We start from the raw sequence: 24,522 nt of genomic DNA on the forward strand, positions 1-24,522 counted from the left end.
CGGTATGGGCAACCTGACCGTAATGCTCTTTTTGATTTAATATAGAAGATGTCTGTAAAGACGGAATGAAAGATGAAAATCAAATTTTAAAAAATAAAGATGATACGATATTTATTAGGAATAATCCTGTTTATCTCCGTTTTTTCTTTTTCGGCTTGCAAGGACGATGAGACAAAAGCAGAGCCTTATTTGAACGTTGAAGAGACTTTGTTGCAGTTGGATGAAAAAACCCAACAAACAACAATTGATGTCAATACGAATATTGACGACTGGGACGTGACTTCTACCGATGAGAAATGGTGTATTGCTGCCAGGTTAATGACTTCCGGCAACCGGGTTCAGATTTATGTCAGTGAAAATAAAGATACCGATCTTCGTAAAGCTTCTGTTTTTATTGAAGGCGGCTCCTTTAAGCACGAAATAAAAGTAGAGCAATTGGGCTCAGCTCCGGGTATATTGCTAACAAAAGATACATTATTAGTAGATGCTGCGGGAGCAACGCGTCAGATTACCGCGACGGCGAATATTACTTATGACGTGAAACTGTCTGATAACGGTTGGATTACAGAGGCTCCCCGGGGAAGGGTAACCACAATGACCTATACGTTTAATATGGACGAAAATAGCCGTTATGAAGCCCGGTTCGATACGATTGTTTTCCGTTCGACCGATGCGGCGGCACCGCAACTGGAAGTGAAATTGCCGGTGATGCAGAAAGCCAAGACTTCTTCTCCCGGAGAAGTTGAAGTAGAGGGAGACCCCCATATCATACCGACGGGAGGATTGGCTAATCAATATCAACCCGGGCAAAATATCGAAAATACCTGGGACGGTAAATTTGCTGCCGACGGAGGTGCTCCGTACCATTCGCCCTGGGGTGCTCCCTATGGGGACGAAACGGTTTTTCCGGTTGTGTTGGAATACTTTTTCGATGGCGGGGAAACTTTACCCGAACAAATCGATTATTTGATTTATTATACCCGTTCCGGAAACGGTAATTTCGGGGAAGTGGAAATCTGGGTGTCGACAGAAGCACAACCGGAGTATACCAAATACGGAGATTACGATTTCCAGATGAAAAACAGTCCTTCAAAGGTTGTTTTCACAGATGGTTTGGTACGACCTAAGAAAATTAAATTTGTGGTGAAGACCGGTGCCGGCGGTTTTGCCAGTTGTGACGAAATGGAATTTTATGCGAAGAAGACGGGAGGAGCTTTGGAAGATCAGTTGCTGACGGTATTTACCGATATTACTTGTTCTCAATTGAAAACCGGAGTGACTGACGCTCAGATAGACGCATTACCCGGTTATTTTTCGGAAATTGCTTTGAAGATGAAAAGGGGAGAATATGAAACGGAATTCCGTGTTCATGATTATCCCGCTTATAGTGTTGCCGAAGATTGGGCGGACAGGCTTTTAACCAAAGAATACGGTATACTCGATAATACGACCGGTATTTATGCAAATGCCGGGGATGAGATTATCGTTCTGGTCGGAGATACCCATGGACAGGAAATTTCGTTGCTGAGTATTGCCGACGGTGATGTTTCAGGAGATAGCTATTTTCTGTCGGAAGGTGTCAATAAATTGGCTATTCGTAATGCCGGTTTGCTTTATGTGATGTATCATACGGACCTTTCTTCACCCAGGGCTTTACCGATACGTGTACATATTCCTATGGGAAGCGGCCGGGTGAACGGTTATTTTGACCTGGAAGAACATAAAACCGATGCCAAATATGCCGAACTATTGACTAAATCGACCTATAAGTATTTTACGATCAAAGGCCGTAATATTATGATGACGTTCCATACGAACCGGTTACGGCAATATGTGCCGAATTCCATTATTCCGACAATCGAGATGTGGGATAATGTCATTGCCTGGCAACTTAGTTTGATGGGCATTGAGAATGAACGGGGACAGCTTTGGAACAACCGCTTGTTTGCCAGTTCTTTTGAAGGTGAAGGGTATATGTGGGCGACAAATTATCGTACCGGATTTCATGAGAATACCCTGTATAAAATACTGGTGCCCGAAACAATGATGGAAGATAAGGACAATATGTGGGGGCCGGCGCACGAAATCGGGCATATCAACCAGTTCGCCATCAACTGGCCCGGATGTTCGGAATCTTCAAACAATTTGTTTTCGAATTATGTCATTTTCAAATTCGGTAAATTCTGTTCCCGGGGAACTGCCCTTTCCGAATTGAACAATTACCGGGTAGTGCAGGATCAACCTTTTACATTGATAAGCGGTGCGACACATCAGGGTGAAAACACCGAGCTTCATATGCGTATGAATTGGCAGTTGTTTGTTTATTTTCACCGGGTTTTGGGTGACGAACAATTTTGGCCCCGTCTTTTCAAATTGTTGCGCCAGACTCCTCCGGTTGAAAGCAATCCGGGTTGGTCACAATTGAATTTTGCCGAACAGGCGTGTGCAGCTGCCAATCTCGACCTGACGGACTTTTTTGAGATGTGGGGATTCTTTGTTCCTGTAGATAATGTTCCTTACGAACAATATGGGAACTGGACATTGAATGTGACTCCGGCAATGATTGCAGAGACCAAGGCCCGGATTGCCGCCAAAAGGTACCGTAAGCCGGCGCATGTCATTCAATATATCGAAGACCGTAAACAAAACGATACCGGTAATGTTGATGAGGTGGGGGATGTCGGTTATTGGACGCAATTCCGGGATAACCAGAGAATTACGAAAAACGTAACTTATAAATTATCGGGTACAGCCATTCGGATCACGAACGGAGAAGAAGCCGTGGCTTTCGAACTCCGGGATGCTCAAGACAAACTGATCTGGTTTTCTAATTTCCTGAATTTCGAAGTATCTTCTTCCGTCCTGGATAAAATGGATAAAATCTACGCAGTCCAGGCCAACGGTACGAGGATAACGGTGGTTACCGGAAACTGATTGTAGATATCAGCGTATATTTTATATAGAACTTTTGGGGAATGTTATTACCGGAAATTTTGAAATATAAATTTCCGGTAATTTGGTTTTATATATTAACCTAAAATGTACAATGAATATATTATTTGGTTTATATCATTAATTACGACGGATGATATGACTGCTATTAACAATAAATGAAATGGCTTGTAAAACTATGTCTTTTAGGGTGGTCTTGTTGCGACAAGGGGGAAAGTACTTATAATCGATATTTGGACTTCTTTGTATCTAAATGCTATATCGGAAGGTGAATCTAAAGATATATCTATTATTAATTGAGAATATTGAGATACATTGAATGAAATTGTGTGTGCAGTATTTTATTAAATTTGCATTATTTATACTATATTTTATAAAAATGAAATATAGTATAAAGTAATTATGATGATATGTGGTGAAAATCATATATTATATTTGATAATAACTTTTAATATTGTTTTGATTTTTGAAATAAAATTGTATATTTGATATGTTGTTTGTTATAATGAAGTAAATAATTCCTTATAATGTAGTTTAAATTGCCTTAATTTTGGTATATTTTTCCATTGTTTATAATTTGAAATGTTGATTATCTAAGGTGGATTGATTTTATTTTGATTAATGGATGTTCTTGTAATGCTTCCGGTTTGTATTATGGGAAAGCAGGCTTATCTTTGATCTTATCTGAATTGGCCCTGTTTTATCGAAATGATTATTTGGAATATCATGCCTTTAAACTTTTACAAGAAGCTTTGATTACAAAAATAAAGATAATTTATTTTTCAGATGGGCTTGCAGGAATTGGTTTTATATTGTTATATCTTATTGAAAAAAAGCGAGTTGAGGCTGAATATTTGGAAATATTTGGAAAGTCTCATCAGAAAATCATAGAAGTAATTTCACATTATAATGTTGGTTGTCACAAGTTTGGCGAAACTTTAGGTTTGTATTTTTATTTACATATGACTGGAAAATTTCTTCCTGCGCGAATTTTCCAAAAGATAAATTCTAGATTTTTGACCAATATAGAACAATATTTTGAGAATACATATGCTGGAGATTTAGATGTAAAATGTTATTCTGAAATCGTATGAAAAAGTTAATAGAATACATTACGGCGAAGAATGAAGGAACCGAAACCAATCCGGTGTATGTAATCGAGATGCGTAATGCTGCTGTAATCAGAATCAGGTGTTGGGGTAAAAGCACTTATTTGAAACTTATTAATATTGTCGGACTATAGAATCCATTGTAATGAAAACTTCATCTTTAACTATAAAATCAGCAATCATTACTATTGTCAGCCTTCTTGCATATTTGATATTGTATATTTATATTGTCAAGAAATATTATTTTTATCATCCGCTTCTTTTGTGGAAGATAATTGCAATTTTGTATGCTTTGTTTTTGATTTCGGGTATAATTTGGGCTGTTTGTATTTGCTTTTTTTCTTTGCCTGTAAAAAAATCGGCATTTCTCAGGTCTAGGTCGCATCCGGTGATGGTGTTATTGATACTGGCCTTCGGTTCCGGTTTGTTTGTAGAAATAATAACCTCGATATCTTTTGTATACGGTTGGTACGGTCCCGGTTGGGCATCATTATTAACCATGTTTAAAGAGAATGGCTTTACTGTATCGCTTGCTGCGCTTTTAAGTGGCATCGGCATCTGGATACCGGGAAAATCCGGTTATTTTCTTTCCATGTTGTATCCCCTTATGTGGCTTTCCTTATTGGTACGTGAATTTATTTTTGATAGAGAATTTATATATTACTATGCAAAAGGCGCTCTGCCGGTACTATTTATTTTTGTATTTCTTGTACCGATTTTTTTGAATCATCCGAAGGTATTGTCATATTTTGGCATACAAAAATGCAGGCAACAACTCTTTTTTACGGCAGCAGCCTTCCTGCTAACCTTTGTGTCTGTCGTGTGGATTTATATATACAAATATTACATGTAGTATTCAAGGTAACCTGGCTAGAGAAGATGAATATTTTATACGTTAAAACAAAAGACAATTTTTATGCAACCGAAATTTGTTGTTTTTTATCCAGTGAGTTTAGGTGTATTGATGCTTCAATGTTTTCATGTATTTTGTAATGTAGTAAATCCGTATCCGGAAGTGAAGGAGTTCGTTTACTCTTATTTGGTACTGTTTTTAATTGGATTGCTATTTTATATTTATACTCTTTTTTTGTCTATTCGACAGCATAGAAAAGAATGTGTATTTATCATCTTGTTTTTTTATGGGTATGATACTCTTTTCTCAATTATGTAATGAAATTATTTTGATATGGGTAAATATATGGACATTTTTTCTTTTGAATGGAGCTCTTTAATCGTGATGAATGATTTTAATATGTTTGCTTATTTAGTAGTATTATTAAGTGGATCCTATCGGCTTGTTTTTGCTTGGGCATATAGGATATGTTCTGCCAATGATTGTTCCATTTCATATATTTTGTCAGTTAGTATACTCCTTTTTCTTTACAACTAAACCATTTCCTGATTATTTAATTGCTAATTGGCAAACTTTTTTAGTGTTGATAATTATAGCTCCGATTTTATATAATCGTAAAATCATTCTCGATTATTTTAAGTTTTCTTTAAAACAGAAATTTTTATACTTACCGATATCTTTTCTTATAGCAGTATTGACGGTTGTGTGGCCTTATTTTAAAATGTTATTCTGAAATTTTATCGAATTTATTTAATTGTAAATCTGTGATTTATATGTTGATCGCTTTATAATCAGGAATATTGCTGTATATGATTCTGATTCCAACAGAATATAATTTTCAATAAGAAGTCAATGATATTATAGGTAAAAATGATACATAAACGTAGTGAAGAAGTTTTTTCGATCGTTCCATTTCAGGAAGATATAATCGGGCAGGTTTTACTCCCTGCTTCTGGTGCCGGTAAGGTTGATGTCGGGAATTATGTTATAATTAAATTGGATAATTATCCTTATATTGAATTCGGATCGATTAAAGGAAAAGTAAAATCAATTTCTCTTGTGACTAAAAAACTGAAAACAGAAACGTCGAATATAGAGACTTATTTGGTTATTGTTAGTTTACCTGACGGTTTAACTACTAATTATGGGGAATCTCTTTATTTTAAATATGAGATAAAGGGGACGGCTGAAATTGTTGTCAAAAAAAGAAGACTGATTGAGAGATTATTCGATAACTTGAAATACCGTATAAAGTAATCTGAATTTTTTGATGTCGAGTGTTTTACGGGATAATTCTGAAGTGGGAGAAATTTTCCTGTCATTGTTTTTGCATTTTATTTCTTTTGTATATCTTTGCGGCACGATGGAAACGAAATAAAAGAGAAACGTTTCCATGTGTAAAACGTTTTCGATAAAAGTTATGGCATGTGAGGGAAATCATTTGAAGGAGGAATTGGTCGGCTGTATTTCGGATTTGTTTCTGAAATACGGTTTGCGTAGTACTTCTATGGATGATATGGCCAATCATCTGAAAGTGTCTAAAAAGACGTTATACCAGATTTTCGNGCATCGGCATCTGGATACCGGGAAAATCCGGTTATTTTCTTTCCATGTTGTATCCCCTTATGTGGCTTTCCTTATTGGTACGTGAATTTATTTTTGATAGAGAATTTATATATTACTATGCAAAAGGCGCTCTGCCGGTACTATTTATTTTTGTATTTCTTGTACCGATTTTTTTGAATCATCCGAAGGTATTGTCATATTTTGGCATACAAAAATGCAGGCAACAACTCTTTTTTACGGCAGCAGCCTTCCTGCTAACCTTTGTGTCTGTCGTGTGGATTAATATATACAAATATTACATGTAGTATTCAGGGTAACCTGGCTAGGGAAGATGAATGTTTTATACGTTAAAACAAAAGACAATTTTTATGCAACCGAAATTTGTTGTTTTTTATCCAGTGAGTTTAGGTGTATTGATGCTTCAATGTTTTCATGTATTTTGTAATGTAGTAAATCCGTATCCGGAAGTGAAGGAGTTCGTTTACTCTTATTTGGTACTGTTTTTAATTGGATTGCTATTTTATATTTATACTCTTTTTTTGTCTATTCGACAGCATAGAAAAGAATGTGTATTTATCATCTTGTTTTTTTATGGGTATGATACTCTTTTCTCAATTATGTAATGAAATTATTTTGATATGGGTAAATATATGGACATTTTTTCTTTTGAATGGAGCTCTTTAATCGTGATGAATGATTTTAATATGTTTGCTTATTTAGTAGTATTATTAAGTGGATCCTATCGGCTTGTTTTTGCTTGGGCATATAGGATATGTTCTGCCAATGATTGTTCCATTTCATATATTTTGTCAGTTAGTATACTCCTTTTTCTTTACAACTAAACCATTTCCTGATTATTTAATTGCTAATTGGCAAACTTTTTTAGTGTTGATAATTATAGCTCCGATTTTATATAATCGTAAAATCATTCTCGATTATTTTAAGTTTTCTTTAAAACAGAAATTTTTATACTTACCGATATCTTTTCTTATAGCAGTATTGACGGTTGTGTGGCCTTATTTTAAAATGTTATTCTGAAATTTTATCGAATTTATTTAATTGTAAATCTGTGATTTATATGTTGATCGCTTTATAATCAGGAATATTGCTGTATATGATTCTGATTCCAACAGAATATAATTTTCAATAAGAAGTCAATGATATTATAGGTAAAAATGATACATAAACGTAGTGAAGAAGTTTTTTCGATCGTTCCATTTCAGGAAGATATAATCGGGCAGGTTTTACTCCCTGCTTCTGGTGCCGGTAAGGTTGATGTCGGGAATTATGTTATAATTAAATTGGATAATTATCCTTATATTGAATTCGGATCGATTAAAGGAAAAGTAAAATCAATTTCTCTTGTGACTAAAAAACTGAAAACAGAAACGTCGAATATAGAGACTTATTTGGTTATTGTTAGTTTACCTGACGGTTTAACTACTAATTATGGGGAATCTCTTTATTTTAAATATGAGATAAAGGGGACGGCTGAAATTGTTGTCAAAAAAAGAAGACTGATTGAGAGATTATTCGATAACTTGAAATACCGTATAAAGTAATCTGAATTTTTTGATGTCGAGTGTTTTACGGGATAATTCTGAAGTGGGAGAAATTTTCCTGTCATTGTTTTTGCATTTTATTTCTTTTGTATATCTTTGCGGCACGATGGAAACGAAATAAAAGAGAAACGTTTCCATGTGTAAAACGTTTTCGATAAAAGTTATGGCATGTGAGGGAAATCATTTGAAGGAGGAATTGGTCGGCTGTATTTCGGATTTGTTTCTGAAATACGGTTTGCGTAGTACTTCTATGGATGATATGGCCAATCATCTGAAAGTGTCTAAAAAGACGTTATACCAGATTTTCGAGAATAAAGAAGATGTGGTGGAGCAGGTTATGTATTACCGGCTCGAGAATTTACGGAAAGAAACGAGTCCGGAGGAATTACAGAAAATCGGGCCGGTTCGTTTTTTATATGAAATCAAAAGGCATATTATCGATAATTTAAATACCCGTTTACCGGCTAATTATTTTGATTTGAAAAAATATCATCCGGAAGTAAACAGACGGATTGAGGCGGAAAAAGATCAGATTATGAAATCGGTGTTGAATGAAATTTTATCGATGGGTGTTGAGAAAGGTGTTTTTCGGCAAGATGTGGATATGGAATTGCAGGTTTATATTTTTTCACGGCAGATGAGTTTTCTTGAAGAACAAGAGATGCCGGACGATTTAAAATATCCGGTACCCTTATTGGTATCCGAGATTGTCGATAATTTTATTCGGGCAATTGCTACTCCTAAAGGCATAGAAGAGTTGGAACGGATCGGGCGTGCCGATTGTGCCGAATCCCTGTCTTATTAAGGTTGGCATGAATTTTGTAACGTTTTTTGAATGTTTTTATTGTGTGGATTTGACGAAAATAAAGTAAAAGTGATGAGAAAAATTTTAGTGTTGATATTGCTGACGGTGATTCTTCCTTTGTTTGTCCGAGCGCAGGATGTACAGGAGTTGTCATTGAAAAAAGCAATCGAGTATGCAGTGGAGCATAATAAGCAGTTGCAGTCTTCCCGAAAGGACATTGATCTTTACAGGCAGAAAGTGCGTGAGTCGGTGTCTCAAGGATTGCCGCAGATTAACGGTAAGTTGGATTACAGTACGAATTTCGGGTATAAGATGAGTTTCGGTCAGGGAGGGACGATCAAAATGAAGGATCAGTCCAATGCCAAGGTGACGGCTTCCCAATTGATTTTCAGTGGACAGTGGATATTGGGTATTCAGACCAGCAAGATCGCTGAAAGATTGGCGAGCCAGCAGGTAGGGATTACGGAGTTGGATATAAAGGAAAATATATGTAATACGTATTATGCGATATTGGTGAGTGAACGTCTGAGGGATATCGTCCGGCAGAATCTGGAAAATATGGATCAGATATATGAGCATACACAGAATATGTATAATGCGGGTACGGTGGAAATTACCGATGTCGATCAGATCCGGATTACGGTGGGCCAGTTAAAGAACAGTCTGTCTTCCATAGAACGTAATGTGGAAGTCAGTTATAATCTTTTGCGGTTGCAGTTGGGGTTACAAGCTGAAAGCCCGGTGAAGCTGACCGAAAGTTTGGATTATTTTCTGAAACAGGAAGATTTTGTCAAGCTGGGAGTAAAGAAATTTGAAATCGATAATAATCCTGAATATCAGTTGAGCCAGACCCAGGAAGATCTGAGTAAGAAAATGGTCGGTTTGCAGAAATGGACGTATGCCCCGACGATTTCCGGAACCTATTCTTATAATTATAAGCTTTTGAAGCCGGATTTCGATATGAGTCCGAAACATTCTGCGGGTTTGACGATGGATATTCCCATTTTTTCCGGTTTACAGCGTAAAGCTTTGCTGGAGCAGGCAAAAATCGAACTGGAGCAATCGAGTCTGAATAAAAGTTTACTGGAAGATCAGTTGTATGTGAATGAGAAGCAATATAAATATGAGTTGAAAAATGCTACCGACAATTTTTTTCTGCAAAGGGACAATATTCAGGTGGCTAAGCGGGTATTGGAAAATATGCAGCGTAAATACGAATATGGTGCCGTTTCCAGTCTGGATTTGACACAGGCGAATAACAATTATCTGGAAGCGGAAAATAATTATACGAACGCTTGTCTGACTTTATTGCAGGCAGAACTCCAGTTGGAAAGATTATATAATGAATTATCCTATTAAAAACAATTTAATACAGTTATGATAAAGAATATCGTTTTAACGGTGCTGACAATCGCTCTTCTTATCGGTTGTTCGTCGAAAAAAGAAGATACTAAAAGTACGGAGACTGAAGCTATTCCGGTGAAGGTATTGAAACTGCAGAAGCAGAATATTGCCAAAACATTGGACTATACGGCTACGTTACAGGCTGATGAGCAAGTGTATTATGCTCCGGCGGCAACCGGTCGTATCGGTAAAATATATGTGGAAGTCGGAGATCGCATTAAAAAGGGACAGTTGTTGGTGGAAATGGATCCGACAAATTTGCGGCAGGCAGAGGTTCAGTTGAAGAATTTGGAAACGGAGTATAACCGGGCTGTAAAATTGAATGAAACGGGAAGTATTTCGAAACAGGCTTATGATGCAGCGGTTACGAATTATGAGGTTGCGAAGTCGAATTATGATTTTTTGAATGAAAATACGAAAATGCTGGCTCCTTTCGACGGTATTGTGACCGGAAAGTTTTTTGAAAACGGAGAGGTTTATACCGGAGCTGCAATGGGGGGCGCTTCAAAACCTTCGGTTATCGCCATCGAAAAGATCAATCCTTTAAAAGCCTATGTAAATCTTTCGGAGCAGTATTTCTTGTCTGTGAAAAAAGGTACGAAAGTGGAACTTAGAAGCAATATTTTCCCGGACAGAGTATTTGAAGGTACTGTAAATATAGTATATCCGACGATAGATCCGGCTTCACGTACATTTACCGTGGAGTTGCGTATTCCGAATCAGGACGAGGCCTTGCGTCCCGGTATGTACGGAACGGTTAATTTCTTTATCGGTGAAACCGAAACTTTGGTTGTTCCGGCTATTGCCGTATTGAAGTTGCAGGGAGCAAACGACCGCTACGTTTTTTTGAATAAGGATGGAAAAGCCAAACGGGTGGATGTCCGGATGGGACGCCGTTTTGAGGATCAGCTGGAAATCATCAGTAGTGAAATCCATGAGGGGGATGAAATCATCATTGTGGGCCAGGGACGTCTTGTAGACGGCTCGCCTTTGAATGTTGCAAAATAATAGCCATAAGATAGCATGTTTAAAGTCAGAGGTCTTTTTGTGTACAGACTTTCGACGGTTTGACCTTTGACTTTACGCTAAATTTTAAGTATTAAATTTTAAGAAGATGAGTATATATAATTCAGCGGTAAATAAACCTATTTCTACCTTGATGGTTTTTGTGGCTATTATGGTGTTGGGTATTGCCTCTTATATACAGTTGCCTGTAGATCAGTATCCGAAGATGGATCCACCCTATATTACGGTTATGGCGACTTATCCGGGAGCTAATGCCTCGGATATTGAGGAAAATGTAACTAAGATTTTGGAGGACCAGTTGAACTCGGTAGATAATCTGAAAGAGATGACTTCTACTTCGTATGATAACCTGGCTGTTATTTCATTGGAGTTTGAGTGGGAAGTGAATCTGGATGAAGCGTCAAACGATGTGCGTGATGCAGTGGATAAATCGATGCAGAATCTGCCCGATGATATCGACCGTCCGACAATTATGCGATTCAATACATCTATGATGCCGATTTTGATTTATGCTGTTACGGCAAATGAATCTTATCCGGGTATCGACAAAATTTTGGATGATAAATTGATTACCCGTTTAAACCGGGTGGATGGAGTGGCTTCGGTTATCGTTGCCGGTGCGCCTGAACGTGTCGTTTATGTCGATCTCAATCCCAATCAGTTGGAAGCCTATAATCTGACACTGGAACAGATTGCTAATAAGATTCTGGCGGAAAATAAAGATATTTCTTCGGGAAATGTGAAGATGGGGGATATGGATTATACGTTGCGCGTTGAAGGGGAGTTTGAAGAAAGCGATCAAATCAAGAATATTGTTTTGGGTACCCAAAACGATAAGACCATTTATATGCACGACGTGGCTTCTGTTCGGGATACGATTAAGGATATTACCCTGGAGCAGACGATAAACCGGGGACGGGGCGGCGTTCTGCTGATAACGAAACAGACGGATGCAAATGCGGTGGCGGTTGCAAAGGAAGCTAAAAAGCAATTGGAGATAGCACAAAAGGAATTGCCTTCCGATATCAAGTTCCAGATTATTTCGGATAACTCGGATTTTATTGTAAAATCGATCAACAATTTGCAGAGTTCGTTGATGTATGCATTGATTTTTGTGGTTTTGGTGGTGTTCTTGTTTTTGGGCCGGTGGCGGGCGACTTTTATCATTGCATTGACCATTCCTATTTCATTGATTGTTGCTTTTATCTATTTGTTTGCCACCGGAGAGTCTTTGAATGTCATTTCCCTGTCTTCGCTTTCGATCGCCATCGGTATGGTTGTGGATGATGCGATTGTGGTATTGGAAAATGTAACAAAGCACATCGATAGGGGGAGCCGTCCGCGTGAAGCTGCTAAATACGGGACGAATGAGGTGTGGCTGTCGGTCATCGTGACAACTCTGGTAACGGTAGCCGTGTTCTTCCCTTTGACATTGGTAAGCGGTATGACCGGTATCTTATTCAAGCAATTGGGATGGATCGTTTGTATTACGGTATGTACTTCTACTGTTACGGCAATCTCCTTGACGCCGATGCTTTGTTCTCAGTTGATGAAGATACAGGATAAAACGGAAAAAAGCCGCTTTAGTTTCTATCATTTCGTTTCTAAGCAGTTGGACCGGTTGGATGCCGGCTATGAGAAACTCATACGGTGGGTGCTTTGTCATAAGACCTTTATTATTTCATCGATGTTTGCTATTTTCCTCGGTTCGTGTAGTTTAACACGTTTTATAAAAACCGACTTTATGCCGCAGAATGACCAAAGTTCGATGAGTGTATATGTGAAGATGCAGTCCGGGCAGCGGGTAGAGGTTACCAAGGAAGTGGCTTTACAGATCGACTCTGTCATTCGTGCGGAAATACCGGAGATAACAATTATCAACTTATCTTACGGTAGCGAGGAAGAAGCTTCGTTTGCCTCCATGATGAACAGTACCGGTAACAATATCCTGAATATGCGTTTGCGTACGGTGGACATTAAGGACAGGGACCGGGATATTTTTGTTATTGCCGATCAGGTCCGTAATATTTTGAAGCGATTCCCGGATGTGTTGCAATATACGGTAAGTACCTCAAGTAGCGGTGGTTCAATGGGGGGTAACTCTGTGGATATCGAAATTATGGGACATGATTTTAATACCACTACCAGACTGGCAAATGAGATTGCAGTGAAAGCCCGTCAGATTCCGGGAGCAGAGGATATCAAGATCAGCCGTGACGATGACAAATCCGAGTTACAGGTGATTCTGGACCAGGATAAGCTGGCCCGTCATGGGTTGACAACTTCCGAGGTCGGTTCTTTTTTACGTAACCGTGTTTATGGTTTTAGGAACAGTAAATTCAAAGAAAACGGAGAAGAATACGATATTATTGTACGTCTTGATGAGAAATATCGCTCTTCCATTACGGAAATAGAGAATATATTGATTACGGACGGACACGGAGAAAGAGTCCGGTTGAAAGAATTAGGGGAAATTAAAGAGTATTTCTCTCCGCCGAATATCGAACGTAAGAGTAAACAGCGTATTCTGAAGGTATCCATTACGCCGGCTGCCGGAGTCGCTTTAGGAGATATTGCTTTGGCTTCACAACAAATTATTGACAATCTGGAAAATATCCCTCAGGATGTGTCCATGTATATCGGGGGTAGCTATGAAGATCAGCAGGAATCTTTCAGTTCGTTGATATTGTTGTTGTTGTTGTCGTTGATGTTGGTATATATTGTGATGGCGGCACAGTTTGAATCGTTTAAGATGCCTTTCATTATCATGCTTGCTATTCCGTTTGCTTTTACCGGTGTAATTTTAGCCTTGTTGATAACCAATACGACGTTAAGTATCGTAGCGGCCTTGGGTGCTATTATGTTGGTGGGTATCGTAACCAAAAACGGTATTGTGTTGATCGACTTTATCAATTTGATGCGGGAGCGCGGTATTCGCCTGTACGATGCTATTGCGTTGGCTTGCCGTTCACGTTTACGCCCGGTGTTGATGACTTCGTTGACGACAATTCTGGGTATGGTGCCGATGGCAATGAGTATCGGTGAGGGGTCTGAAACATGGCGTCCGATGGGTGTTGCGGTTATCGGTGGTATGGTTTTTTCGACCATTATCACAATGATTATCGTTCCGGCGGTATATGCTTCTATGGATAAGAGCGGTAGCCGGGACAAGAAAAAGATGCTTAGCAAACAGTTTAAGTTTATGAGTGATTTCGATCCCGAAAGAGATTTACCTAAAAAATAATGTACGATTTGGATTTGCGGTTTTGGATTACAGAAGGTAACCGAAATCGCAAATTGTAAATCTAAAATCAAGAATCAGATGAAGAAAGCGGTATTTATTACATACAATCAGGCTTTGACCGAGCGTGTCGCGTATATCCTGGAGCAATTACGGATAAAAGGCTTTACCCAATGGCCTATGGTAAACGGCGCCGGGACAGAGGGCGGAGAGCCCAGAATGGGATCCCATACCTGGCCGGAAATGAATTCTGCTACGATTACAATCGTAGAAGAAGAGATGGTTCCTTTGATCCTGAAATACGTTAAAAAGTTAGATGAGGTAAATAAAGAAAACGGTATCCGTGCTTTTGTCTGGGACATTACGGATATGTATTGAGATTTCCTTGTTTTACTGCAAGAGCTATCGGGACATCGTCATTTTCTTTGGAAGATGACGATGTCGTATTTTGTGAACGGATATCTGATTTTATTACTGATCAGTTCTTTTAGTCCGGGTGTCCGCAGTATGTCTTTTCGGCGGATAAATAATACGAAGTCTTCTTGTCCGTCTGATTGTTCGAGTTGTTTTATATCTATTTTCCGGATTTTCTGTTGCAGGTAAATATCCATGTTTTCCCCGCTTCTGATGTTGTAATAGTAGTATTGACAGATGTGTTGATCACTGGCAATTTGTACCGCTTTTTCGCATAATTCCCTGAATCCGATGTGTTTGTTAAGTTGAGGAATGGCAAATCCCATGACAAATAGGCCGCAGAGCAAACCGACGGCCAAGCCGTTTACGGCTTGGTAGAATTTTTTTTGATGCAAGGCATAAAGGCAAAATGCGGCTCCACCGGCAAAAAGAAATAAACTGCATTGAAGCAGGAAAGGGTAGGTATAGCCGGTTTTATCGGAAAGAAGGTAGGAGGCTGGAAAAGCCAGTATCAGCAGAATGGCCGGTACGATGATGCTGAAATTGATTGTTTTCAGCGGAATGCGTGGTAATAGTAAGAAAGAGAGTCCGGCAATTAAGGGAAATACCGGAAGCAGATAGATATCCAGTTTACTGCTGAACAGCGATAGCATGACGAATGCAGAAACGATAACTGTGAGAAAAAATTTTTCGATGTCTCTGCGGTATAGCTTATCCCGGAAACCGATCAGAATGACGGTGAGGTAAAATAGTACCCAAGGGGCCAGTGAATGCCAGATGGTTTTGAAATAATACCAGAAAGGTTGTTTGTGGTGAAAGGCATCGACTGCGCGGTGGACGGTTTGCCTGAACAGAAGGTTATTCAAATAGGTTTTTCCTCCTTCGGCGTATACCCCTAAAAACCAGATCAGACATAGCATACATAATATACCCCATTGTTTCCAGCCCAGATAATGTCCGAATGTGCTGATTTTTTTTTGTAAAAGTAAAAAGACTGATATGGAAACCAGAGGCAGCAATAGACCGACAGGGCCTTTCGTAAACAAGGCCATGAATATGTATACGGGTAATAGCGTCTTATCCCGGGGGGATGCCTGGCCGATGTAAATTTTGTAGAATGTATGGAGTGCGAGCAATATAAAAAGGCACATCAGCATATCCATACGTAATACCATGGCCGATCCCATGAAAAGGCCGGAGGTGATCAGCATGAGATTGCATGTCTGTAAATTTTTTTTATCGGTATACGGTGAGAGCCACCGGTTGAGTATATAAAGGATTAACAATGCGGGAAGCAGGGAAAATAGACTGATGAATAACATACTGTGAAAACCGAGTAGTGATTTGCCTGCCATGATGATCCAAAAATACAAGGGTGGTTTATCCGCATAGATCTGTCCGTGGTTGTAAAATGTCAGAAAGGTTTTGTTTTGGATTGCTTCGTCGGCAATACTCAGGTATTTTAGTTCGTTGTTCGGGGTGAAATCCCTGAAATAGAGGAGAGGTATAAAAGCAATGAGGAGCAGAACGTATTTCCAGGCTTTCATCGTAATTCGGTTTTGTTTTATTGAATCTTAACGAAATCCGCAGGGATGAGTTACACCTTTTTATGATCTGTTTCTTATCATTCGGATGGTAAGATGGGGGATATTTCTGTATGTGGGAAGTATGGGCGAAGCATTCGGAATACAGGTGTTTTATTGTTGAATTGTAAATAAAATTAATTAAAATTTGCAAATGATTATAATTTTATAAAACTTGCACTACTAAAACTCTCAATAGTTGTAAGTTGTAATGTGCAAGTATGTATTAATCCTTTTTTGGGTACTGCTAGAGGTGTGTTCTGTCGGTTATGCTCAGTCTGTTGAGAAATCCGGAGAAGAAGATGGTGCCGATAAATATTCACACTGGACTGCAGGGATTTCTATAGGAGAGCCTTTTGTATTTTGTAATTTAACTTCATTTGCAGCCCGTAAAACCTATTGGGGCGTTTCTTTCGGAGCATTCGGCGGTTACCAGTTCAATCCGGTTTTGGGAATTTCTCTTTCTTTAGATTACGGTATGAATAAAGCGGGGGCTCATTCTTACGCCTTGGACCGTAAATTGGGACCGGACGGTACGACCTATTATTTGCCGACGTTACCCGGGACGCCTTTTTCGGAAATTTATTCCCAGGTTCGTTTTTTCAATATCGGAATCCAGACGGCTTTTAATTTGAATCGTATCCTTTTTCAGCCGGAGAATCCACAACGGTTTACAGTATTGTTGCAGCCGGCTGTTTATATGCAGCATTTTCGTGCGACGGTTTACAATCAGCAGAAACGAAAAGTAACCGACGGTTCTTTGAACGGAGGTCCGGATTTTGGTTTGGGAGCGGATTTGGCTTTGCGGGGACGGATCAATTCCCGTTTCGATATGCAGTTGAGTTCAGGTATTATCTGGACGACGAACAATACTTTTGACGGTGTCGATAATCTGTCGAAGGCCAAAGATGATTTCTTATGGAGTACGAAAATTTCATTGATTTATAAAATCAACCGGAAGTCGAAACGGGAAAAAGATAATATTCTTTATGCTCCGGTTCGTCGTTCTGCCGTTGCTTCGGCAGAGCTTTCCGTGTTGTTGGCAAAAGCAGAAGAACGGGAAAAGAATGAGAAGGAATTGATGGCCCGGTTGATTGTTCTGCTGGAGAAACAAAACCGGGACACGACGACGGTTGTCAAAGTCGAGCGGGTTGTCGATACATTGTATATTGTACAGAAAGAAGCCCCTCCGGTACTGCCCGCCGGCAGTCCGGATGACCATGAAGAATGGGTGATGCGCCTGATGAATAAGATCCGTACGGAGCAACCCGATATTATCGAGGAAGTAGGGTTCGATACGCTGGTACGTCAGGCTATTCAGGCCCGGGAGGAATATGCCGGATATTTTACGGATGATAATGTTCCGGCGGAAATTCGGCAGAATGCAACGCCTAAGTATGCGATACAGATTTATGCCATGACGAATCCTTTTCCTGTTGCTTTCTTCAAAGATACACCCGGCATCCGGGTGGTGCGTTTGGTGAAGGACAGGCTCTACCGTTACCTGTATGCCGTTTACGACAGTAAGGAAGAAGCGCGGGCTTTTTTGCCGGAAGTACAGAAAAAATATTGGGATGCTTTTATTCGTGAATTTGACGATTACATGATAAAGAACGCCTTGATATTGGATTATTCGGCAAATCCTGCTAAGGTTGAGAAAAGATAGTGTGTTCAAAAGAGAAGGTTATGAAGAAGCTTTGTGTGTTATTGTTGTCGGTTTTATTTTTTGCCGGATGCTATAAGGAAGATATCGATCGCTTATATTCCGAACAGACGAAATTAGAGGCGATGATTTTGGAGTTGCAGGAGCGATGTGAACAGATCAATAAGACGGTTGAGTTGTTGCAGACCTTGATCAACGGTTCGATGATTAAGGAGACCCGTCCTTTCGAGGATGCAGAGACCGGGGCATCCGGTTGGGAAATTGTTTTTACGGATAATACCTCTTTCCGGGTATATAATGGAAAAGACGGGGAGACTCCCGTCATCAGTGTCGTACAGGAGAATGAAGAATGGTACTGGACTTTGAATGGAGAGAAGTTAATGGATGCAGCAGGAAATCCGCTCCGGATGAATGGAAAAGACGGTATAACTCCTACGATCAATGCCGATGGGTATTGGGTAATCGATGGGGTTGTGACGAATATAAAAGCATCCGGCTCTACACCTACTGTCGAGATCAATGCTGACGGATATTGGGTTATTAACGGGGAGGTTACGGCGATAAAGGCTTCTGTGACAGAGCCTGCTCTGAAGATAGGGGCCGATTTGATCGATAATGCTGTTTTGCAGGATAAGACCGGAGCAACGATTGTGAATACTGCATGGTATCTGTCGGTTGATGGAGGTCAGACATGGGTACGTGTATCGGGGAAAGATGGAGCGAATACGGGAGGAAGTGGTGGAAATACCGGAGGAGACGGCTGTCTGATCGAATCGATAAGCTTATCTGCGGATGGAATGACGGTGATTATTCTGTTGTCTAACGGTCAGGAGATCCGGGTGCCGAGCTGGGCTTGGGCGGAAGCTTTGGTGCAGCAGGTAAATGATTTAGCTATCACATTGAATACCTGGATTACGAATGCCAAATACATTACGGACGTTGCTCCTTTGAAAGATGCAGAGGGAAAGGAGATCGGCTGGCGGATCAGTTATAATGATGCGACTTATTCCGATGTTTATAACGGTAAGGATGGGGTTACCGGTCCTGCCGGAGCGGCCGGGGCTACTCCGGAGATACGTGTGGTAAAAGAGGGCGATGATTATTATTGGACAGTCGACGGAGAGAAGTTATTGATTGACGGACAACCTGTAAAAGCGAGTGCAATTACGCCTCAGTTGCAATTGGGGGAAGCATTGTCGGTGCCGGCGGATGTTCAGGGGCAACCTGTTATTGCCGGGGTGTGGTATTTGTCTGTGGACGGAGTGACGTGGGCCCGGGTTTCGGGAGAGAAAGGCGATAGCGGAGATAAAGGAGATACCGGAGATGCTTTTTTTAAAAAGGCGCCTGAGATAGATGCGACGAACGGTTGGGTGATTTTTACATTGAGCGATGGTACAGAAATAAAGGTCGCTTTGTATGATTGGGTAAAGTCGAAGTTTGATGAGATCAATACGGAGTTTACGGATGTGTGGAATTTACTGAATCAGGTTGCGGACCGCAAATATATAACTGCAGTAACGGAAATACGGAGTGAGGACGGCAGATATGTGCAGCAATATAAAATTGCATTTAGTGACGGTACAGAAATATTGCTCGGTAATACGGTGATTGGTATACGGAGCGCAACCCCGGCAGATGGAGGGGACCAGTCCGATCTTTACTGGACGATCAACGGTGTCGATTTATTGTATAACGGGCAGCCGATTAAAGCGAATGCGCAGGATGCACTGGGAGCTCCGCAGATAAAAACCGGTACGGAGCTGATAAATGCCGGCATTTCAACGGCAATCGGTGGAGAGAATATTATTCCGGCTGCTAATTACCTTTCTGTGGACGGCGGTTCTCAATGGGTAAGGCTTACCGGAGATCAGGGTATCCCCGGGGATAAAGGGGAACAGGGAGATCCGGGGCAAAGTGGGCTGATTGTAGAAGTTGTGAGAGATCCCGACGGTTTTTATGTGACGTTTAAATTAGGTGACGGAAGTGAGGATATTGTTGTCCCGACGAAGTTGTATATCGATAATATGGCCGAGCAATTGACTCGTTTAAGTGCGGACGTACTCGCCGTCAAAGAGTTTTTACAAGGGGGAATGATTATAAGGAGTGTAACGGAAAAAACGGAGAACGGAAAGAAGGTTTATGAATTGTTATGCCGCACATTCGGCGGAAGAGACCGGACGATTATCATCCGGGACGGTGCAGACGGATTGGCAGGATTGACTCCGACAATTAGTGTTCAGGCAGGTACGGGTGACGATAAAAATTATTATTGGGTCGTCAACGGCGAGCTTTTGAAAGATGCATCCGGCAATCCGATTCCGGTCAACGGTCAGCAGGGAGAGGCTGGTGTTCCCGGACAGAGTGCACCGGCTCCGCAGTTGAAACTAGGGAGTATGTTGTCTGTCGCTACCGATATGGAGGGCAATCCGATCGACGGTTTTGCCTTTTACCTTTCTGTCGATGACGGTGTGACATGGGCAAAAGTGTCCGGTCCGGAAGGTCAACCCGGAAAACCGGGAGAAGATGGTAATACCGGCGATTCCTTTTTTGAAAATGTGTCTTTATCGGCGGACGGATATTGGTTGACCCTTACGTTGAAAAATGTGGCGGATCCTGTTGTTGTCCCGACTCAAAAATGGATGAATACGATTCAGCAGACTATTCAGGATATGAATGACCGTATCGATGCTATCGATCAGATTCTCAATAACGGGATTATCATAACCTCTGTAACTCCTTTCGATGAGGATGGAAAAAGCGGTTATGAATTGATTTATACGAAAAACGGTGTTCGTGAAACGATAAAGATTTACAATGGGCAAAATGCTGCAACTCCGGTAATTTCCATAAAGCAGGATCCGGCGGACGGCGGTTATTATTGGACGAAGGATGGGGAATATATCATGGATGAAGGGGGGAACCGTTTCCCGGCCAAGGGGGATAAAGGCGACAGCGGGACTCCGGGAGATCCGGGACAGGACGGTAAGGATGCGCCTCTGCCGCAATTGAAGAGCGGACAAGAGTTGCAGAATGATTTGCACATTACTCAAGACGCTTCCGGAAATACCATCGATATTGCGGCGGTTTATCTGTCGGTGGATGGAGGTATTGCATGGGTACGGGTATCCGGTGAGAAGGGTACGCCGGGTGAGGATGGTAAACCGGGAGACCCTGCCGATGCCGGTTTTACGGCAGAGTTGGTAAAACCCGATGAATATTGGATCCGTTTTACGTTTACGGATGGTACTGTCGTGGATGTGCCGACGAAAAAATGGGTAACGGAGATCAAAGATAAACTGGACGCTTTGAATACTAATTTTGAAGCTTTAAAAAACGTATTGGATAAAACGAAATATATCAAGAGCATCGACGTTTTGGATCCGGTTGCTGAGGGGGGAAAAACCGGCTGGGAGATTAAGCTGATGGATATTGCCGGACAGGAAATATCTCCTTCGTACAAGATTTATAACGGAGTGGACGGGCAAAAAGGCGATCCCGGAGCGGAAGGCCCGGAAGGCAGTTCTCCGGTGATCGGAATGAAAAAAGACCCCGCGACACCTGGAGATGAAACCTTATATTGGACGGTGAACGATGCGTTTATGACAACTCCGGACGGTAGTTATGTTCCGGTATCCGGAAAAGATGCTCCGACGCCTCAGGTTGCTGCCGGTGCGACATTACCGGTAACGGTAACTCAAGATGCTGCGGGGAATGCGATTGTTATGTCTGCGTATTATTTGTCTGTCGATGGAGGGACATTGTGGTATAAGGTGAGCGGAGAAAAGGGCGATAAAGGGGATTCTCTGATTGAAAGCGTGGATGCCGTATCTTCTGACGAATATGTCCTGTTTAGCATGGCTGACGGCACTACTTTCAAAGTAGCCAAATACATAGAGATAACTATTGCGTTTAATGTCAGCGGTACACTTTCCGTACGGAAGAATTCCAGTGAAAATGTCAATTTTTCGGTTAGTGGTTCCTATGCTAAGAATTTATCATTGACGACAATTGTCGGTGGTAATTGGAAGGTATTGCAGTATTATGACGAAGCCGTTGGTTCCGGTACGTTGACGATTCAAGCGCCCGGGGCATGGGATCATAATAAAGTTGTGCTGTTATTGACAGATCAAAAAGGACGGGTGTGGACTTCTTCTCTGACGGTAGAGACGACTTGGGGTGTGGGTGATCCGTTTGTTGACACCCGGGATGAGCGTACGTATACGATTTATCGTTTCGGTGATAAGTTGTGGATGACGGAAGATCTGAAATATACGAAAGCAAACGGGTATACTTACAATGAATTGACGAATATATGTCCCCAGGGATGGCGTATTCCTACAAACGAGGACTGGAGTAATCTGAACGGTAATTTCGATGTTTCCGCGTTCGGATCGGCTTCTGTGGGAGGTGGATGGTGGTCCGGTTCTCCGGCAAATGACGGTACGGCATCGATTTGGCATATCAATGCTTCCAGTTTGAGTTCAGAATATGTTAATTTGGAAACCCCCCGAAGTGTAAGATGTGTTAAAGACGGATACAGTTCGCCTTATTGATTTTTATGTATTTACGATTTTGGATGCTGTCTCAAGCGGATACGTGATCACTTATTCGGTCTATAAATCTAAAATCTAAAATTTAAATCCTACAATTAAAATATTACATTTGTCTGATGATTGGTGATAAATTCTAATTTTTCGGCTATGTATGACAAAAAGAATTTCCATTTTTTATTGTTAGGGATTGTCTGCTTTTTTACCTTTTTTATTCATAATAAGGTAGTTTATCCGGATATAATGGAGTCCCGTAACCTGATTACGGCCCATGAAATGGTTGAGTACGACAATTGGCTGGTGCCGACAATGAATGGTGTGCTTCGCTTGGAAAAACCGCCTCTCCCCACCTGGCTGGCGGCCGGAGTTGAGTTGATATCTCCGGATAATCTTTCCCTGCAAAGGGCTGTTGCCGGGATTGCAGCGACATTGCTGGTGTTTTTTTTATATGCTTTTGCCTCCAGACTGACGAATAACCGGCGTTACGGTTTGGTTGCGGCCCTGGTGTTGTGTACTTCCTTCAATATTATATTGATGGGACGAACGGCGACCTGGGATATTTATTGCCACAGTTTTATGCTCGGGGCCATTTATTTCTTTTATAAAGCTTTTGAACAGGAGGGCCGGCAGTGGAAGAATTTCGGTATGGCCGGGGTCTTGATGGGCCTCTCTTTTTTAGGGAAAGGTCCTGTATCCTTTTATGCTTTATTGTTGCCTTTCCTGTTGTCTTATTTTATCCTTTACCGGCCGTCGTTTAAAAAGAAAGGTTTTCCTTTGCTGGTCATGGTGTTGATTTGCCTGGCTATCAGTTGCTGGTGGCCCGTATACCTTCTTTTGTATCATCGGGATATGGCACTTTTTGCGGCTGATAAGGAATCTACGGCCTGGTTGTCACATAATGTCCGGCCCTGGTATTATTATTGGAAATTTTTCCTGGAGTCAGGTATCTGGTCGCTATTTCTGATTACAGCTTTGATCTGGCCTTACTGGAAAAAGAGGGTGACTTTAAAAAAGGAATATTTGCTGACTGTAGCCTGGACTTTTGCCGTCCTGATCCTGTTGTCTCTGCTTCCGGAGAAAAAAACGCGTTATTTATTGCCGATACTGATTCCGGCAGCTTTGGTTGTCGCTCATTTGTTTGTTTATTGGTCACATCAGATCCGTAGAAAAGGTTTGCTGAATCCGGATAAAATTATATTCCGTATCAATGCCGGGGTAATTGCTTTGGTGGGATTGGTTTTACCGGTGGCTGTGTATGTACTTTTCTATGCAGAAGATAAGATGGGATTGGGGCGTTTTATTTTTATTGCCTGTTTATTTTTGCTTGTATTCTGGTTGCTGGTTCGTTCTATTGTCAGAATCCGGCCTTATTTAATGCTTTGGGGCGTGGTATTCCTGTTTTTTATTGTTGAGATATTCCTGATGCCCTCTGTGGCTAATTTATTCAATAATGTGGAATGGAAAAGCATACACGGTGTCCGGAAAATAGAAAAATTGTCAGGGGTCCCGTTTTATTATCCCGAAGGGGAAAATTTGCGTATTGAATTGGTGTATGAGGCCGGGCGCAGAATATTGCCCTGGGATATGCAGAAAGATTCTTTACCCGCTGGATTGCCTTTTGTATTGGTTTCCACCCGGAATGCGGAGGAGACATTACCGGAAAGTGTTCTGGATAAAGTGGAATTGGAGTTGATAGATGTATATGATGATAATCATCGTCCTAAAGGTTCCCGCTGGTATTCCGATATTTTTATCAAATACGTGACATTGGTAAAAGAGAAAGAGAGATAAGTT

Annotated in this window: 15 protein-coding genes; 14 read left to right on the plus strand and 1 reads right to left on the minus strand. The window is 40.8% G+C overall.

Annotated features, from left to right (window positions below; translation table 11 throughout):
* Positions 1-99 precede the first annotated feature (99 nt).
* From BN8908_RS15235 to BN8908_RS15305, 11 genes are all read left to right on the plus strand, one after another.
* Entirely contained in the window at positions 100-2,934 is a 2,835-nt protein-coding gene (locus BN8908_RS15235; RefSeq protein ID WP_068691489.1) for a M60 family metallopeptidase, read from the plus strand.
* 665 nt (positions 2,935-3,599) lie between these two features.
* A complete protein-coding gene (locus BN8908_RS15240; protein WP_148453375.1) occupies positions 3,600-4,046 on the plus strand; it encodes a hypothetical protein in 447 nt (148 codons plus the stop codon).
* Complete coding sequence (locus BN8908_RS18625; protein WP_021987864.1) at positions 4,043-4,195, plus strand: hypothetical protein; 153 nt, start codon at positions 4,043-4,045, stop codon at positions 4,193-4,195. The genes BN8908_RS15240 and BN8908_RS18625 overlap by 4 nt, the downstream gene beginning before the upstream one ends.
* Positions 4,196-4,452: 257 nt before the next feature.
* Positions 4,453-4,914 (plus strand): hypothetical protein, encoded by a 462-nt coding sequence (locus tag BN8908_RS15250; RefSeq protein WP_148453378.1) that lies wholly within the window; start codon positions 4,453-4,455, stop codon positions 4,912-4,914.
* An 870-nt stretch (positions 4,915-5,784) separates the two neighbouring features.
* The gene (locus BN8908_RS15260; protein ID WP_068691499.1) at positions 5,785-6,171 is read left to right on the plus strand and encodes a putative HlyD family type I secretion protein; all 387 of its coding nucleotides are present in this window, start codon (positions 5,785-5,787) and stop codon (positions 6,169-6,171) included.
* A 1,484-nt stretch (positions 6,172-7,655) separates the two neighbouring features.
* Positions 7,656-8,042: a putative HlyD family type I secretion protein gene (locus tag BN8908_RS15280; RefSeq protein WP_068691499.1), complete on the plus strand. Its 387-nt coding sequence runs from the start codon at positions 7,656-7,658 to the stop codon at positions 8,040-8,042.
* A 136-nt stretch (positions 8,043-8,178) separates the two neighbouring features.
* Positions 8,179-8,847 (plus strand): TetR/AcrR family transcriptional regulator, encoded by a 669-nt coding sequence (locus BN8908_RS15285; protein ID WP_021987870.1) that lies wholly within the window; start codon positions 8,179-8,181, stop codon positions 8,845-8,847.
* Between the two features lie 72 nt (positions 8,848-8,919).
* Complete coding sequence (locus BN8908_RS15290) at positions 8,920-10,206, plus strand: TolC family protein (RefSeq protein WP_068692363.1); 1,287 nt, start codon at positions 8,920-8,922, stop codon at positions 10,204-10,206.
* Positions 10,207-10,224: 18 nt separating this feature from the next.
* Positions 10,225-11,259 (plus strand): efflux RND transporter periplasmic adaptor subunit, encoded by a 1,035-nt coding sequence (locus BN8908_RS15295; RefSeq protein ID WP_021987872.1) that lies wholly within the window; start codon positions 10,225-10,227, stop codon positions 11,257-11,259.
* Between the two features lie 106 nt (positions 11,260-11,365).
* Positions 11,366-14,521 (plus strand): efflux RND transporter permease subunit, encoded by a 3,156-nt coding sequence (locus BN8908_RS15300; RefSeq protein ID WP_021987873.1) that lies wholly within the window; start codon positions 11,366-11,368, stop codon positions 14,519-14,521.
* 78 nt (positions 14,522-14,599) lie between these two features.
* Positions 14,600-14,896, plus strand: a complete 297-nt coding sequence (locus tag BN8908_RS15305; RefSeq protein ID WP_021987874.1) for a PG0541 family transporter-associated protein — start codon at positions 14,600-14,602, stop codon at positions 14,894-14,896.
* Between the two features lie 38 nt (positions 14,897-14,934).
* Here the strand turns inward: BN8908_RS15305 and BN8908_RS15310 are convergent, their stop codons facing one another.
* Positions 14,935-16,479 (minus strand): ArnT family glycosyltransferase, encoded by a 1,545-nt coding sequence (locus tag BN8908_RS15310; RefSeq protein ID WP_068691506.1) that lies wholly within the window; start codon positions 16,477-16,479, stop codon positions 14,935-14,937.
* A gap of 247 nt (positions 16,480-16,726) precedes the next feature.
* Between BN8908_RS15310 and BN8908_RS15315 the strand changes: the two genes are divergently transcribed.
* The 3 genes from BN8908_RS15315 to BN8908_RS15325 all read left to right on the plus strand — a co-directional run bounded on the left by BN8908_RS15315 (position 16,727) and on the right by BN8908_RS15325 (position 24,519).
* Positions 16,727-18,181, plus strand: coding sequence for a porin family protein (locus BN8908_RS15315; RefSeq protein WP_068691509.1), 1,455 nt, complete (start codon positions 16,727-16,729; stop codon positions 18,179-18,181).
* 20 nt (positions 18,182-18,201) lie between these two features.
* On the plus strand, positions 18,202-22,731 hold the full coding sequence (locus BN8908_RS15320; protein ID WP_068691511.1) for a PL29 family lyase N-terminal domain-containing protein: 4,530 nt from the start codon (positions 18,202-18,204) through the stop codon (positions 22,729-22,731).
* Between the two features lie 147 nt (positions 22,732-22,878).
* Entirely contained in the window at positions 22,879-24,519 is a 1,641-nt protein-coding gene (locus BN8908_RS15325) for an ArnT family glycosyltransferase (protein ID WP_068691513.1), read from the plus strand.
* The last annotated feature ends 3 nt before the right edge of the window (positions 24,520-24,522 follow it).

Origin of the sequence: Culturomica massiliensis (genome assembly GCF_900091655.1) — a bacterium.
GTDB classification, from domain to species: domain Bacteria; phylum Bacteroidota; class Bacteroidia; order Bacteroidales; family Marinifilaceae; genus Culturomica; species Culturomica massiliensis.